Genomic DNA, 15,120 nt, shown 5'->3' with positions numbered 1-15,120 from the left:
CGGTCGCCCGGACGAAGCCGGACCTCAACGCCTTCCCTCATGCGCCCAGACTCGCAGGTCCAGGCCAGCATGGGAATCATCAACATCGATCAAACCACTAGCTTATTGTCTCGAAGCATTTTCCGAGTGGCCTTGCATAGCCGCAAGGCTTGAAAATGCTTCAAGCTCAGCTCGCCTCCGTGAAGGCGGGCAGGATCGCCTCCACCAGAAGGGCGTGGCGCGTCTGCACCTGGCCGCTGCGGCGCGGCACGTCGGGGTCGGAGATCATCACCACGGTGAGGTCCAGCCCCGGCAGGATGTAGAGCATCTGCCCGCCATAGCCCCAGGCATAGACCACCTTCTGGCGCTCCGCCTCCGCGATCCACCAGCCCAGGCCATAGGATTGGCCGGACCAGGGGGACCGCGCCTGCGGCACCCAGGCCTCGCGCAGGAAGGCCTCGGGGATGATCTGGCGGCCCGCATGCCGGCCGCCCTGGCGGCAGCATTCGCCGAAGGCCAGCAGGGCGCGGGGCGAAAGCGCCATCTGGTTGCCGCCGAAATGCAGCCCCTGCGGGTCCCGCGCCCAGTCGCCGATGCGATGGCCAAGCGGCTCGAACAGCCAATCCTGCGCCAGGTCGCGCAGGCTGCGGCCGCTGGCCCGCGCCAGGGCGGCGCCGAGGATGTGGGAGGTGCCGGTGGAATACAGCATCGCCCCGCCCGGCCGGTCCACCATCGGCCGGCCCAGCGCATCCCGCACCCAGTCCCGGCTGGCGACCCAGGCGCCGTAATTGGCGCCGGAGGTGCGCTCCAGCCCCGCCCGCATGGAGAGCAGGTGGCGCAGCGTGATCTGCCGCACCGCGGGGTCCGCATCCGGCGGGATGCGCCCGGCCAGCAGCGGCGCCACGGGCTGGTCCAGGTCGCGGAACACGCCACGCTGCAGCGCGATGCCGACCAGCGTCGCCAGGATGGTCTTGGAGGCGGATTTGATGTTCGCGGGCCGGTCGAGCCCGCCGCCGGCGAAGGCGTGTGCCGCGAGCGGCACGCCGTTCTGCGCGACGATCAGGCTGCGCAGGCCGGGGGTGGCGGCGGCGCGGGCCAGTCCCTCGGCCAGGCGCGTGGCCTGGGCGCGCGCCGGCGCCGGCCTCGCCAGCAGCGGGGTGGCCAGGCCGGCGCCAAGCACGGCGCGACGGGGGATCAGGATCATCCTGCTGATCTGGGCCTTGGGGCGCACACCCCAAGGCCCGAGGGGCGGCCGGTTACACCTTGAAAAGGCTGCCAGTCCGCAACGGTTCAGGCGCCGTACAGCGCCTTCGCCTGCGCCGGGCTGATCAGCCCATCCGCCACGTCACGCTGCACCAGCGCCCGGTCGCGCTGCTTCGGATCGCCCATGCCGCCACCGCCGGGCAGGTTCAGCAGCAGGCGCTTGCCCTTGGGGACAATTTGAAAACCCTTGGTGCGGATGATGGTGCCATCGGTGTGGCCGACCCAGCCGGCGGCGCCATCGCCACCGCCATCGCGGCCCTTGGGTGCATTCGCCACGCGGTCGAAGATGGCGTTCACGGCGAATTCGGCCTCGCCCTTGGTGCCGATCTCCATGACCTTGCCGAAGCCGCCACGGGTGCGGCCGGCGCCGGCCGAGCCCTCGCGGATCTGGTTCTGCCAGAAGATCACCGGCGCGACGTTTTCGGTCGCCTCCACCGGCATGGTGCGCACGCCGGAGGGGAAGGCGGTGCCGTCCATGCCGTCCTTGGTAGGGCGCGCGCCGGTGCCGCCGGAGTTGAAGGTGATGATCTCGAAATCCGGCAGCTCCGCCGCCGCCCCCGAGACCTGGGCGCCGCCGCGCAAGGGCGGGTTCCACAGGGCGGAGGAGCCCTCCGCCGTCACCCGATCCGGCACCGCCTGGTGCAGACAGCCCATCATCAGGTCGGGCAGCAGCTGGCCCACCACATGGCGGACGGAGACGGGATAGGGCCTTGGCGCGTTGAGGATGCAGCCCTCCGGGATCTCCATGCGGAAGGGTGCGAGCGAGGCCCAGTTGTTCGGGATCTCGGGCGCGACCACCACCTTGATGCCGAAGCAGGAATAGGCGCGGCAATAGGAGGCCGGGACGTTGATGCCGCGCCCCGAAAGGCCGGAGGTGCCGGCATAATCCACCACGATCTCATCCGCCTTCACCGTCATCGCCGCCTTCAGCGTGACGGGGGCTTCGTAGCCGTCCGAGGTGATCTGGGCGCCGTAGGTGCCCTGCGGCAGCTTGGCGATTTCCTCCAGCGTCGCCTTCAGCGAGCTGTCGAAGATGTAGCTGGCCAGCGGGTCCAGGCTGTCCATGCCGAACTCGTCCAGCATCTCCACCAGCCGCTTGGCGCCGGCATCGTTGCAGGCGCAGAGGGAGTAGATGTCGCCCTCCAACTCCACCGGCGTGCGGGTGCCGACGCGGACGAAGTCGAACAGCGTCTCGTTCGGCCTGCCCTGGTCGAAGCACTTCACGATGGGGATATACAGCCCCTCCTCGAAGACGCTGCGCCCCTCGGGGCCCATACCGAGGCCGCCGACATCGATGACATGGGCGGTATTGGCGAACAGGCCGACGATCCGGCCTCGCTGGAAGGCGGGCGTGACGACGGTGAGGTCGTGCAGGTGCCCGGTGCCGAGCCAGGGGTCGTTGGTGATGTAGTGGTCGCCCGGCCTCATCGTCTCGGCCGGGAATTTCGCCAGGAAATGGCCGACCGATTCCATCATGGAATTGACGTGCCCCGGCGTGCCGGTGACGGCCTGCGCCAGCATGCGGCCCTGCAGATCGAACACGCCGGCCGAAAGGTCACCGGCTTCCCGCACCGTGGTGGAGAAGGCGGTGCGGATCATGATCTGCGCCTGTTCCTCCACCACCGCGATCAGGCGGTTCCACTGGATCTGCTGCTGGATCTTTGTCAGTGCGTCCGACATCACGCAGCCTCCCCGCGGGTGAGTTCGAGATAGCCAAGGCCGTCGACGCGGCAGCGCCAGCCGGGGCCTACCAGCGTGCTGGTCTCGGCTTCCGCGACGATGCAGGGGCCGGGCACGGTGGCGCCGGGGGGCATTTCGGCGCGGTCATAGACCTGCCACGGCGCCACCTGGCCGGTCGCCGTGTCGCGCACCTGCTGCACGCGGATCGGCGCGGGCGCGGGGGCGTCGGCGACAGGCGCCACCGGCTCCACCGCATCCGCCACCGTCGCGACCGTCACGGCGAAGGACAGAATCTCCACATCGCTGCCCGGCACCGGCCGGTCGTAGAAGCGCGTGTATTCGGCGTCATAGGCTGCGCGGATCGCGGCCACGTCCTGCACCGTCAGCGGCCGCGCGGGCAGCGCCACGTTGATCTCATGGCCCTGGCCCACATAGCGCATGAAGGCGATGCGGTGCTCCTCGGTCGGCGCACCGAAGGAGCCTTCCGCGACAACGCGCGACGCCTCCGCCGACATCTCGGCCAGCAGCGCATTCACCGCGTTGACGTCGAAGGTGCGGAACCGCTGGTAGAGGGACTTCACCACCTCATAGCCCACCGGCGCGCGCAGGAAGCCGATCGCGGAACCGACGCCGGCGCCGGAGGGCACCAGCACGCGGTCCACGCCGATCTTCTCCGCCACGCGATAGCCATGCACCGGCCCGCCGCCGCCGAAGGCGATGATGCCGCGGCCGCCATAGCCCTTGCCGGATTCGATGGCATGGACACGCGCCGCATTGGCCATGTTCTCATCCACCATCTCGACCACGCCGAGCCCCGCCATTTCCGGCGCCAGCCCCAGCCCGCGGCCCACATGCGCCTCCAGCGCATCGAGTGCCGGCTGCACATGCAGCTTCAGCGCGCCGCCCGCGAACAGGTCGGGCTCATACCGGCCGAGCGAGAGGTTCGCATCCGTCACCGCCGGCTTGTCGCCGCCACGGCCATAGCAGGCCGGCCCCGGATCGGCGCCCGCGCTTTCCGGCCCCACCTGGATTCTCCCGAGGGCATCGAGATGCGCGATGGAGCCGCCGCCCGCGCCGATCTCCACCATCTCGATCACCGGAATCCGCAGCGGCAGGCCGGAGCCCTTCTTGAAGCGGCCGACGCGCGCCACTTCGAAGGTGCGGGACGCCTGCGGCGCGAAATCGTCGATCAGGCACACCTTGGCCGTGGTGCCGCCCATGTCGAAGGACAGCACCTTCTCCCAGCCGCGCTGCTTCGCCACATGGGCGGAGAAGATTGCGCCACCCGCCGGCCCGGATTCCACCAGGCGGATCGGGAAGCGTGCCGCGGTCTCCAGCGTGGTCAGGCCGCCACCCGACAGCATCATGAACAGCGGGCAGCCGAAGCCGCCTTCCTTCAGGCCCTTCTCCAGCCGCCGCAGGTAGCTCGCCATCAGCGGCTGCACATAGGCATTGGCGGCGGTGGTGGAGAAACGCTCCCACTCCCGCATCTCGGGCGAGACCTCGGAGGACAGCGAGATGGGCAGTTCCGGCCACATCGCCTGCACAATGGCGGCGGCGCGCTTTTCATGCGCCGGGTTCACGAAGGCATGCAGGAAGCCGATGGCCAGGCTCTCGATCCCTTCCGCCCGCAGCACCGCCACCTGCGCGCGCAGCGCGGCCTCGTCCAGCTTCAGCAGGATGTGGCCCTCATTGTCCAGCCGCTCCGGCACCGTCAGGCGCCAGCGGCGCGGGATCAGCGGCTGCGGCAGGTCGATGTTGAGGTCGTACTGATCGTAGCGGGACTCATTGCCCAGCGCGAGCACGTCGCGGAAACCCTCGGTCGTCAGCAGCGCGGTCTTCGCACCCTTGCGCTCGATGATCGCATTGGTGGCGAGGGTGGTGCCGTGGATGACCAGCGCGACATCGCCCGGCGTCAGCCCGGCCTTGTCCATCACCAGCTTCACGCCATCCAGCACGCCAAGCTCCGGCGCATGCGGCGTGGTGAGCACCTTGCCGGTCCAGCGTTCCCCATCGCGCTCGACGGCCACATCGGTGAAGGTGCCGCCGATATCGACGGCAAGGCGCGCCGCAACGGTCACTGCGCGACCTCGCTCGCCCAACGCGTCACCACCGCGCACGCATCCGCAAAATCGTCCATCCGCATCGCTTCCTTCGGATTGTGGCTGCCATTCTGGTTGCGGACGAAGATCATCCCGCTCGGGATGCCCGCCATGGCAAAGGCGGCCGCGTCGTGGCCGGCGCCGCTGGCCATCGCCAGATGCTGGATGCCCAGCGCGTCGGCGGCCGAAGCCAGGCCGGCGCGGATCGCTTCATCCATCGGCGCCGCGCGGCTGGTGGTCTCGGCGCCGAGTTCGAAGCGCACGCCGCGCCGCGCCTCGATCTCCGGCACCGCCTCGTACAGCGTCTCCATCAGCAGGTCGCAGCTGCGCGGGTTCACGCTGCGCACATCGAGCTGGAAGCGCGCCTCGCCGGCGATCTTGGTGAAGCCGGCCTCCTCCGTCGTGCCCATGACGCAGAAGGTGACGACCATGGCGTGGCCCATCGCCTCCAGCGCCAGCCAGCGATCATCGACGCGATGCGCGAGCTCCGCCAGCGCAATCGCCGCATCGCGCCGGTAGCGGCGGGGCGTGGCGCCGGAATGGTTGTACTCCCCCAGCACGCGCGCCGCGCGCAGCCGCCGCGTGCCGGGGATGCCGGTGACGATGCCGACGGGCACCCCCTGCCCTTCCAGCACCGGCCCCTGCTCGATATGCAGTTCCAGGAAGGCCGCAGTGTCGTCGGGCGAAAAGGTCTTGCCGCCATGCTCCACGAAATCAGGCGAGAAACCCTCGTCGCGCATGTGATCGGCGAGCGAACGGCCATTGTCCTGCCGCTTCACCTGCAATTCCTCGGGCTTCAGCAGGCCGAGCGCGCCGCGCGAGCCGGGGTAGGAGATGGGGAACCAGCTGCCCGCCTCCTCCGCCCGCACCGCCACCACCGTCACGTCGCGGCCCGGCACGAAGCCGGCGCGCTTCATGCCGGCCACGGCCGCCAGCCCGCACAGCACGCCGGCGGCGCCGTCGAAATTGCCACCCTCCGCCACGCTGTCCAGATGGCTGCCGAGCACCACGCGCTTCGCGGCGCGGTCGGCGCCCGGCAGGGTCATCAGCAGGTTGCCCACCGGGTCCGTGCGGCATGCCAACCCGACGCCTTCCGCCGCCGCGCGCACGATCGCATGCGCGCGCCGCTCGCCCGGGCCATAGGCGTCGCGGGTGATGCCGACGCCGTCGAAGGACGCCTCCCGCAATTCGGCGAACAGCCTTTCGGCCAGCGCCACATCCGGCGTCAGGTTGGGCAGCATCTGCTCAGAATCCCCGCATGATCCCGCCATCCACCCGCAGGATGCTGCCGGTGATGTAGGCGGCGTGGTCCGAGGCAAGAAACGCGCCGAGCGGGCCGAATTCCTCGGCCCGGCCGATGCGCCCGGCCGGGATGCTGGCCGCGCGTTCCTCCATCACCGCCTCCACCGGGATGCCGCGCTTGGCGGCGATGGCGCCCTGCGTCTCCTTCTGCCGGTCCGTCAGGATGGCGCCGGGGGCGAGGATGTTGCAGGTGATGTTCTCCTTCGCCACCTCGGCCGACAGCGACTTGTTCCAGCCGACGATCGCCGCCCGCAGGATGTTGGAGATGGCGAGGTTGGGAATCGGCTGAACCATGCCGGTGGACCCCACCGTGATGATCCGCCCCCATTTCTGCGCCCGCATCGCCGGCAGCAGGCGCGTCGCGATGCGGATCGGGTGCAGCACGATCTTCGGGAACCACTCCGCCAGCTGCGCTTCCGTGATCTCGAGCGCGGAGCCCGGCGGCGGGCCGCCATGGTTCAGCACCAGGATATCCACGCCGCCCAGCAGGCGCACCGCCTCATCCGCCAGCCGGTCCATATCCGCCGCGCTGCCCACATCGGCGGGCACGCCGAAGGCGGCGCTGGCGCCGGCCGCCTTCAGCTCTCCGGCCACCGCATCCAGCTTCGCCTGGTCGCGGCCGCTGACCACCAGCGCCGCGCCTTCGGCCGCCAGGCTGTCCGCGATCGCCCGGCCGAGGCCCTTGGAGGCGCCCATCACCAGGGCGCGCTTGCCCTTCAGACCCAGATCCATGTCTTTGTTCCCTACTCGGCATTGGCGGGCGAACCTGCAACCAGCCGCCCCGGCTGGCAAGCCGGGCCGGCTCTGCTACCAAGGCCGAAACCTGCCGGGGACCCGTCCGCCATGCCCAAGCCCGTCCTGCTGCTGACCCGCCGCCTGCCGGAGGCGATCGAGGCCCGCTGCGCGCGCGACTATGACGCCCGGCTGAACAGCGCCGACACCCCCTGGTACCGCGATGGCGCGGAGATCGCGCGGCGCGCGACGGAGACCGGCGCCGCCGGCGTGTTCTGCGCCGCCGGCGACCCGATGGGCGCGGCCACCATCACCGCCCTGCCGGACAGCGTGAAGGTCATCGCCACCTTCTCCGTCGGCACCGACCATATCGACATCGCCGCCGCCCGCGCGCGCGGCATCACCGTGACCAACACGCCGGAGGTGCTGTCCTTCGCCACCGCCGAATGCGCCTTCACCCTGATGCTGATGGCGGCCCGCCGCGCCGGCGAGGGCGAGCGGATGGTCCGCGCCGGGGCGTGGGAGGGCTGGGCGCCGACGCAGCTGATGGGCGTGACGCTGGAGGGCAAGCGCCTCGGCATCGCCGGCTTCGGCCGCATCGGCCGTGAACTGGCGGCGATGGCGCGCGGCTTCCGGATGGAGATCCACTACCGCGATCTGCGGCGCGCGCCGCCCGAGCTGGAACAGGGCGCCACCTTCCACGGCGACGACCGCGAATTCCTCTCCGCCATCGACATCCTGTCCATGCACATGCCGGGCGGCGAGGCGACGCGGCGGTGGCTGAACGCGGAGCGGCTCGGCTGGATGAAGCCCGGCGCCATCGTGATCAACACCGGCCGCGGCGGATCGGTGGACGATGCGGCGCTGGTCGCGGCGCTGACCGCCGGCCATATCCGCGCCGCGGGGCTCGATGTGTATGACGGGGAGCCGAAGGTGTTCCCGGGCTATCTGGGGCTGGAGAGCGTGGCGCTGCTGCCGCATCTCGGCAGCGCCACCCTGGAGACGCGCGACGCCATGGGCCGCCGCGCGCTGGACAATCTCGATGCGGTGCTGCTGCGCGGCGAGGCGGCGCCCGACGCGGTGGGCTGACCCCCCGCATCCCCGGGACGGGGCGCGGCCGCCGCGGGAGGAAGCGCCGGCAATCCTGAGCGGCCGGCCTCGACACGCGGCGGTGGCGGCGCCAAACCACCGGCGCGCGCCGAAGGAAACCGCCATGCCCCCGAGACGATCCCCCGCCGCACGCGCCAACCCCTTGGCCCGCTGAGCAGCGCATGTCGATTGCCGGCTTTCCCGCCGACCGGCAGCGGCCGGGTCCGCCCCGCAGCCGCCGCATGGCCCCGGCCTGGGCCTGGATCTCGCTGCTCGCCGCGCTGCTGATCGCCGCCCCCCTGGCCTCGGTCCTGGTGACGGCCGCCGCGCCGCCGGGGGCGGACCAGGGGCATATCCTGCACACCCTGTTGCCGGACCTCTTGGGCAATTCGGTGCTGCTGGCCCTGCTGGTCGGGGTGCTGGCGGCCAGCATGGGCGCCAGCACCGCCTGGCTGGTCGCCGCCTGCGACTTCCGCGGCCGCGGCCTGCTGGAGATCGCGCTGCTGCTGCCGATGGCGATGCCCGCCTATGTCTGCGGCTATACCTATGTCTGGCTGCTGGACGTTGCCGGCCCCGTGCAATCCCTGCTGCGGGAAGCCACCGGCCTGCGCTGGGGCCAGTACTGGTTCCCCGAGATCCGCAGCCTGCCGGGCGCCGCGCTGATGCTGGCCGCGGTGCTCTACCCCTATGTCTACCTGCTGTGCCGCAGCGCCTTCCTGCAGCAGAGCGTCTGCCTGCTCGAAGCCTCCCGCACCCTCGGGCATGGGCTGCCGCGCACCTTCCTGCATGTGGCGCTGCCGATGGCGCGCCCGGCACTCGCGGCCGGCGTGGCGCTGGTGCTGATGGAGACGCTGGCGGATTTCGGCACGGTGCAGCATTTCGCCGTGCGCACCTTCACCACCGGCATCTATGATGCCTGGTTCGGCCTGGCGGATCGCCCGGCGGCGGCGCAACTCGCCACCGCGCTGATGGGGCTGGTGGCGCTGCTGCTGCTGGCGGAGCATGCCTCCCGCGGTGGCCGGCGCTTCCACCCGACCACCACGCGCAACCCGCCGCTGCGGCCGGTGGTGCTGCATGGCTGGCGGCAGGCAGTGGCGATCCTGGCCTGCTTCTTCCCGGTGCTGCTGGGCTTCGGCATTCCCGCCGGCACGTTGCTGATGCTGATGATCCAGGCGGGCGATCCGCTGGATGCGCGGCGCACCGTGCCCTTTGCGCTGAACAGCATCACGCTTGCGGCTTTGACGGCGGTGCTGGCGGTGCTGCTGGCGGCGCTGCTGGCCTGGGCACAGCGGCTGCACCCTTCCCGCCTGCGCGCCCTGGGCAATCGCGTCGCGGCGCTGGGCTATGCGCTGCCGGGATCGGTCATCGCGGTGGGCGCGCTGGTGCCCTTCGCGCTGTTCGACAATGCGCTGGATGCCTGGATGCGGGCGCGTTTCGGCGTCTCCACCGGGCTGCTGCTGTCCGGCAGCATCGCCGCCCTGGTCTTCGCCTATCTGGTGCGCTTCCTGGGCGTGGCGCTGTCCGCTGTCGAATCCGGGCTGGCGCGGATCCGGCCCAGCCTGTTCGGCGCGGCCCGCGTTCTGGGCCGCACGCCGGGCCAGGCGGTGCGCGCGGTGGAACTGCCGCTGGCGCGCGGCGCGCTGGTGACCGCCGCCGTGCTGGTCTTCGTCGACACGATGAAGGAACTGCCGGCCACCCTCATCGTCCGGCCCTTCGATTTCGACACGCTGGCGGTGCGGGTGCACAATTTGGCCTCCGACGAGCGGCTGGCGGAGGCCTCCACGGCCGCGCTGCTCATCGTGCTGGTCGGGCTGCTGCCGGTGGCGGTGCTGGTGCGCGGGATGCGGCGGGGCTGAGCTTGGAGGGGCCGCGCTTGGCCTCGCGCACCGGCCACCCCATCTCCCCCGCATGAGCCTGCCCCTGCGCGACCGGACCGAGCCCCCCGAGGAGCCCCTGCTGCGGGCCCTTTGGCACGGGCTGCGCGGCGAATGGGCGGCAGCGCATGCGCTGGCCCAGGCCGACCCCGGCCCGCATGGCGCCTGGGTGCATGGCTGGCTGCACCGCATCGAGGGCGACCTGGCCAATGCCGGCTACTGGTACCACCGCGCCGGGCGGGCGCCGGGGCGCGGCACCACGGCGGCAGAAGGCGAGGCGATCGCCCGCGCGCTGGGGGCCTGACCGCGCGCCCCGCATGACGTTTCGGTGGCGCCGCTTTCCCGCACCGCATCGAACACCCATCTCGGCGCAGCGCGGGATGCGTCCGCGCCTCCGCACAGGGATCAGCCGACCATGCTGACACGACGCAGCGGCCTGCGCGCCGCCTTTGGGGCTTCGCTCGGCGCAGGGCTGCTCGCCCGGCCGGGCGCCGGCTTCGCCGCCGCCCCGCAGCGCGGCGGCCAGGTCGCGGCCTGGTACCGCTTCCGGCTTGGCGGCTTCGAATGCACCGTCGTCTCGGATGGCGCGATCGCCCTGGCCCCGCCGCACCCGACCTTCGGCGCCGGGGTGGCAACGCCGGAACAGGTGGAGCAGGCGTTGCGCGCCGCCTTCCTCGCCACCGATTCGCTGCCGGTGCAGCTCAACTGCCTGGTGGTGAATACGGGGCGGGCGCTGATCCTGCTGGATGCCGGCGTCGGCCCGCAGCCGCTGTTCGGGCCGGGCACCGGGCGCATCGCCCAGGCGCTGCGCGCCGCCGGCATCGAGCCCGCCGAGATCGACCTGGTGGCCTTCACCCACGCCCATCCGGACCATAGCTGGGGCATCGCCGATGCCGCCGGCGCCGACATCTTCCCCAATGCCCGCTACGCCATCACGGCGCGCGACTTCGCGGCCTGGACGGATGAGGCGATGCTCGCCCAGCCGGCGCCGATCCGCGACTTCGTCGCCGGCACGCGCGCCCTGTTCCTGCCGCGGCGGGAGAGGTTCACCCTGATGCCGCCGGGGGCGGAGCTGGTGCCGGGCATCCGCGCGGTGCCGACGCCGGGCCACACCATCGGCCATGCCAGCTTCCTGCTGGAGGATGGCGGGCGCCGCCTGCTGGTGCTGGGCGACGTCGCCAACCACCATGTGCTGGCGCTGCGCCGCCCCGACTGGCCCTTCGCCTTCGACAGCGACCCGGCGCTGGCCGCGGAGACGCGCCGGCGGACGCTGGAGATGGCGGCGCGGGAGCGGCTGGAACTGCTGGCCTACCACTTCCCCTGGCCCGGCCTTGGCCATGTCGAGGCCGCCGGCCAGGGCTATGCCTGGACCCCCAGCCCCTGGACCTGGGGCTGAGGCGGGCGCCGGGCCGGCGCCCGGCGCCCTTCACCCCGGCCCGGCGCTGCCGCCGGGTGCCTCAATCATGCTGGTCGGGCGCCGCGTCGCTGTTCAGCAGGATGTAGCGCTCGATGCCGATCTGGCGGATCAGGTCGAACTGGCGGTCGAGGAAATCCTCGTGCTCCTCCTCATTCGCCAGGATCTTCAGCATCAGGTCGCGGGAGACGTAGTCGCGCACGGATTCGGCATGGGCGATGCCGTCGCGCAGGTCGACCAGGGCCTTTTCCTCGAGCTTCAGGTCGCATTCGAGGATTTCCTGCACGTTCTGGCCGATCAGCACCTGGTTCAGCCGCTGCACATTGGGCAGGCCGCCGAGGAACAGGATGCGCTCGATCAGCCAGTCCGCGTGCTTCATCTCCTCGATCGACTCCTCGTATTCCTTGCGCGCCAGCTTGGTGACGCCCCAATGCCGCAGGGTCCGGGAGTGCAGGAAATACTGGTTGATCGCGGTCAGTTCGTTGGTGAGCTGGGTGTTCAGGTATTCGATGACCTTGGCGTCGCGCACGGGCCGCTTTCCTCGTCCAACCGGTTGGCTGGCCAGGGGCGCGGCCGCGGCTACTTGCCGCCGCTGCCGCTTCCCTCGCGGACCATCGACAGGATGGTCCCCGTGCAGCCGCCGCACTGGGCGCGGCAGCCGCAAGCCGCATAGACATCATGCGGACGGCCCGCCCCCGCCGCCACCACCGCGGCGATCTGCTTGTCCGTCAGCGCATTGCAGAGGCAGATATACATCCAGCCCGCCCTTTTCGCAGTCCTGGCACTGAAATTCGATCAAGCCCCTCCGCCGGCCTGCCGCCGGCGGAGGGCGAAGGCGTGGCTCAGCGCCAGCCGGCGCGCTGCATGATGCGCAGCGCCCCGGCGGCATTCGCGCCATAGGTCCCGGCGTTCAGCTGGTCCTCGCGGAAATCGCCGAAGGCGGCCAGCACCGGGTGAACCGGCGCATCCTCGACCACCGGGTATTCCATGTTGCCCACGGCGAAGATCTCCTGCGCGCGGACGCTGGTCAGGTATTCGATGAAGCGACGCGCCGCTTCCGGATTGGGCGCGGTGCGCACCACGCCGGCGCCGGAGATGTTCACATGCGCGCCACGGTCGCCCGCGCCCTGGTTCGGGAAGATCACCCCGATGCGCTCCGCGATCGCCCGGTCCTCGGCGCGGGCGGATGTCGCCATGCCGCCCAGGTAGTAGGTGTTGGCGATGGCGATCCTGCACTGGCCGGACGGAATGGCGCGGAACTGGTCGCGATCGCCACCCTGCGGTGGACGGGCCATGTTGGCCGCCACGCCCCGCGCCCAGGCCTCCGTCGCTTCCGGCCCATTGGCGGCCAGCACCGAACCGGTGAGGGAGGTGTTGTAGGGGTGGGAGGAGGAACGGACGCAGATCTGGCCGCGGAAGCGCGGATCGGCCAGATCCTCGAAGCGGTTCAGACCCTCCGGCCTGCCGGCCTGGCGGTCATACATGATGACGCGGGCGCGCTTGGAGACGCCGAACCAATAGCCCTCCGGGTCACGGAGATTGGCGGGGATGCGGGATTCCAGCACCGCGCTGCGGATTGGCGCCAGCACCGCGGCCTCCTTCGCCCGCGCCAGGCGGGCGGCATCCACGGTGATGAGCACATCGGCCGGGCTGTTCGCGCCCTCGGTGCGGATGCGCTGGATCAGCTGGTCGGCATCCCCCTCGATCAGGCGGATGCGAATGCCCGTCTCCCGCGTGAAGCCGTCATACAATTCCCGGTCCGTGTCGTAGTGGCGGGAGGAGTAGATGTTCAGCTCCTGCGCCTGGGCGGTGGCGGCCTGGGCCAGCAGGCCGAGGGCCGGCAGGAGGGTGAGCAGATGGCGGCGGCGCATTGCTGGGTTGCCCTTTTCGACGTGGCGTTGTGACCCCCGGATAGCGCAACTGCGAAGCGTTCGCAAGCGAACATGCGCCGGCCTCAGCCGCGCTTCCGCCTGCCCCCCAGGCGATCCGCGAAGGCCACCGTCAGGGCGGCCAGCACCACCAGCCCGGCGCCCGCCATGCTGAGCGGCACCGGCAGCAGGCCGAAGACCAGCAGGTCCAGCAGCACCGCCCAGATCAACGCCGTGTATTCGAAGGGCGCCAGCAGCGAGATCGGTGCCCGCGCCACCGCCTCGGTCATGCAGATATGCGCGAGGCCGCCGGCCAGGCCGGCGCCGATGAGCCAGATGAAGCCGGTGGGGCTGACCACCGCCCAGCCGAGGGGCCAGGTGGCCAGCCCGCCCAGCGCGCAGACCAGGGAGAAATACAGCGCGATGGTGCCCGGCAGTTCCGTCGCGGTCAGCCGCTTCACCTCGACCCGCGCCGCCAGGGTGGTCGCCGCGGTGGCGAGCCCGGCGGCGACGCCGATCAGCGTTGCCTGGTCCAGCCGCGGCCCGACGAAGGCCGGGGCCAGCATCAGCAGCACGCCCCCGAAGCCGGCCAGGGCGGCGGCACCCACCAGCGCGCCCGGCCTTTCGCGCAGGAACAGGATGCCCGCCGGCACCGCCAGCAGCGGCGCCAGGAAGCTCAACGAGGTGGCCAGCGCCAGCGGCAGCAGGGACAACGACAGGAAGGAGAAGAACATGGAGGCGCAGCCGAAGATGCTGCGCCGGACATGGCCCAGCGGGTGGCGCGTGCGGAAGCCCTGCGGCAATTGCCGCCGCCAGGCCAGATACAGCAGCACCGGCAGCAGCGCCCAGAAGCTGCGATGGAAGACGATCTGCCCGACCGGCGCCTCGGCCGAGGCCAGGCGCACGAACAGCGACATCACCGCGAACAGCATGGTGGCCCCGAGCCGCAGCGCGATGCCCCAAAGCGGATGCTCGCCGGCAGTCTCCCGCCCGCTCATGCGCGCGGCTGGATCAGGCCAGCCCCCGCAGGAAGGCGGCGCGGGCCTGGGCGCCGGACATGACGAAGCCGTGATCGTTGCCGCCCAGGATGAAGCGCGCGCCGAGGCGGATGTAGTCCGGCGCCACCAGCTGGTCGTACACCCCGCCCATGCCCATCACCTTGCCATGGGCCGCGCAGGCCGCGCCGACCCTGGCATAGGCGGCGCGCACATCCGGGTGGCCGATCTGGCCGGGGATGCCCATGCTGGCGGTCAGGTCGCTGGTGCCGAACATCAGCACATCCACCCCCGGCACCGCCGCGATCGCCTCGGCCTGCGCCACCGCCTGCGGCGTCTCGATCATCACGGCAACGAGAATCTCCGCGTTCAGCTCCGCCTGCGCCACCGCCGGGTCCACCGCGCCCAGGCCATAGGCGAAGGGCGGCCCGCCCCAGCTGCGCTCCCCCAGCGGTGGGAAGCGGTAGGCGCGCGCCACCGCGGCGGCTTCCTCCGCGCTGTCGACATGCGGCACGACCACGCCCATGGCGCCGTTGTCCAGGCAGCGCGTGCCCTCATGCAGCGCATCCTTGCAGATGCGCACGATGGGGGTGATGCCCTGGCCGAGCGCGGCGACCGCGATCTGCGCCGCATCCTGGACGCTCATCGCGCCATGTTCCATGTCGATGAACAGCCAGTCGAAGCCGGTGGCGGCGGCGATCATGCCGGTGGCGCTGCCGCGCAGGTGCTGCACGCCGAAGCCCAGCGCCAGGCCGCCCTCGGCCAGGCGGCGGCGCAGCGGATTGTGGATCAGGGCCATGCGAAGCGTCCTTCCCGGGTGGC

At 71.3% G+C, this 15,120-nt stretch carries 14 protein-coding genes; 4 read left to right on the top strand and 10 right to left on the bottom strand.

The window, feature by feature from the left end; genetic code table 11:
- Positions 1-166: 166 nt before the first annotated feature.
- The 5 genes from HEQ75_RS22195 to HEQ75_RS22175 form a co-directional block, all read right to left on the bottom strand.
- The gene (locus HEQ75_RS22195) at positions 167-1,183 is read right to left on the bottom strand and encodes a serine hydrolase domain-containing protein (RefSeq protein ID WP_168034311.1); all 1,017 of its coding nucleotides are present in this window, start codon (positions 1,181-1,183) and stop codon (positions 167-169) included.
- Between the two features lie 86 nt (positions 1,184-1,269).
- Complete coding sequence (locus tag HEQ75_RS22190; RefSeq protein WP_168034310.1) at positions 1,270-2,922, bottom strand: hydantoinase B/oxoprolinase family protein; 1,653 nt, start codon at positions 2,920-2,922, stop codon at positions 1,270-1,272.
- Positions 2,922-5,003 carry a hydantoinase/oxoprolinase family protein gene (locus HEQ75_RS22185; protein ID WP_168034309.1) on the bottom strand — a complete coding sequence of 694 codons (2,082 nt, stop codon included), beginning with the start codon at positions 5,001-5,003 and terminating at the stop codon, positions 2,922-2,924. Before HEQ75_RS22185 ends, HEQ75_RS22190 begins: the two co-directional genes overlap by 1 nt.
- The gene (locus tag HEQ75_RS22180; RefSeq protein WP_235962047.1) at positions 5,000-6,265 is read right to left on the bottom strand and encodes a Zn-dependent hydrolase; all 1,266 of its coding nucleotides are present in this window, start codon (positions 6,263-6,265) and stop codon (positions 5,000-5,002) included. The genes HEQ75_RS22185 and HEQ75_RS22180 overlap by 4 nt, the downstream gene beginning before the upstream one ends.
- Positions 6,266-6,269: 4 nt before the next feature.
- Positions 6,270-7,058, bottom strand: a complete 789-nt coding sequence (locus HEQ75_RS22175; protein ID WP_168034307.1) for an SDR family oxidoreductase — start codon at positions 7,056-7,058, stop codon at positions 6,270-6,272.
- Positions 7,059-7,169: 111 nt separating this feature from the next.
- On the opposite strand from HEQ75_RS22175, the gene HEQ75_RS22170 reads away from it, so the two are divergent.
- From HEQ75_RS22170 to HEQ75_RS22155, 4 genes are all read left to right on the top strand, one after another.
- Positions 7,170-8,147 (top strand): 2-hydroxyacid dehydrogenase, encoded by a 978-nt coding sequence (locus tag HEQ75_RS22170; RefSeq protein WP_168034306.1) that lies wholly within the window; start codon positions 7,170-7,172, stop codon positions 8,145-8,147.
- A 182-nt stretch (positions 8,148-8,329) separates the two neighbouring features.
- The gene (locus tag HEQ75_RS22165; RefSeq protein ID WP_168034305.1) at positions 8,330-10,003 is read left to right on the top strand and encodes an ABC transporter permease; all 1,674 of its coding nucleotides are present in this window, start codon (positions 8,330-8,332) and stop codon (positions 10,001-10,003) included.
- 52 nt (positions 10,004-10,055) lie between these two features.
- The gene (locus tag HEQ75_RS22160; RefSeq protein WP_168034304.1) at positions 10,056-10,325 is read left to right on the top strand and encodes a hypothetical protein; all 270 of its coding nucleotides are present in this window, start codon (positions 10,056-10,058) and stop codon (positions 10,323-10,325) included.
- A gap of 111 nt (positions 10,326-10,436) precedes the next feature.
- Positions 10,437-11,417, top strand: coding sequence for an MBL fold metallo-hydrolase (locus tag HEQ75_RS22155; RefSeq protein ID WP_168034303.1), 981 nt, complete (start codon positions 10,437-10,439; stop codon positions 11,415-11,417).
- A gap of 61 nt (positions 11,418-11,478) precedes the next feature.
- Here HEQ75_RS22155 and bfr read toward each other — a convergent pair whose 3' ends face one another.
- The 5 genes from bfr to HEQ75_RS22130 form a co-directional block, all read right to left on the bottom strand.
- Complete coding sequence (gene bfr / locus HEQ75_RS22150; RefSeq protein ID WP_168034302.1) at positions 11,479-11,964, bottom strand: bacterioferritin; 486 nt, start codon at positions 11,962-11,964, stop codon at positions 11,479-11,481.
- Positions 11,965-12,014: 50 nt separating this feature from the next.
- A complete protein-coding gene (locus tag HEQ75_RS22145) occupies positions 12,015-12,191 on the bottom strand; it encodes a (2Fe-2S)-binding protein (RefSeq protein ID WP_168034301.1) in 177 nt (58 codons plus the stop codon).
- 86 nt (positions 12,192-12,277) lie between these two features.
- Positions 12,278-13,306 carry a Fe(3+) ABC transporter substrate-binding protein gene (locus tag HEQ75_RS22140; protein ID WP_168034300.1) on the bottom strand — a complete coding sequence of 343 codons (1,029 nt, stop codon included), beginning with the start codon at positions 13,304-13,306 and terminating at the stop codon, positions 12,278-12,280.
- An 83-nt stretch (positions 13,307-13,389) separates the two neighbouring features.
- Positions 13,390-14,301 carry a DMT family transporter gene (locus tag HEQ75_RS22135; RefSeq protein ID WP_168034299.1) on the bottom strand — a complete coding sequence of 304 codons (912 nt, stop codon included), beginning with the start codon at positions 14,299-14,301 and terminating at the stop codon, positions 13,390-13,392.
- A 13-nt stretch (positions 14,302-14,314) separates the two neighbouring features.
- Complete coding sequence (locus HEQ75_RS22130) at positions 14,315-15,097, bottom strand: HpcH/HpaI aldolase family protein (RefSeq protein ID WP_168034298.1); 783 nt, start codon at positions 15,095-15,097, stop codon at positions 14,315-14,317.
- Positions 15,098-15,120 lie beyond the last annotated feature (23 nt).

This window comes from Falsiroseomonas selenitidurans, from assembly GCF_012103215.1.
Taxonomy (GTDB): domain Bacteria; phylum Pseudomonadota; class Alphaproteobacteria; order Acetobacterales; family Acetobacteraceae; genus Falsiroseomonas; species Falsiroseomonas selenitidurans.
Note: the sequence above shows the minus strand (reverse complement) of the source record. Positions and strands in the feature narration are given on the sequence as shown.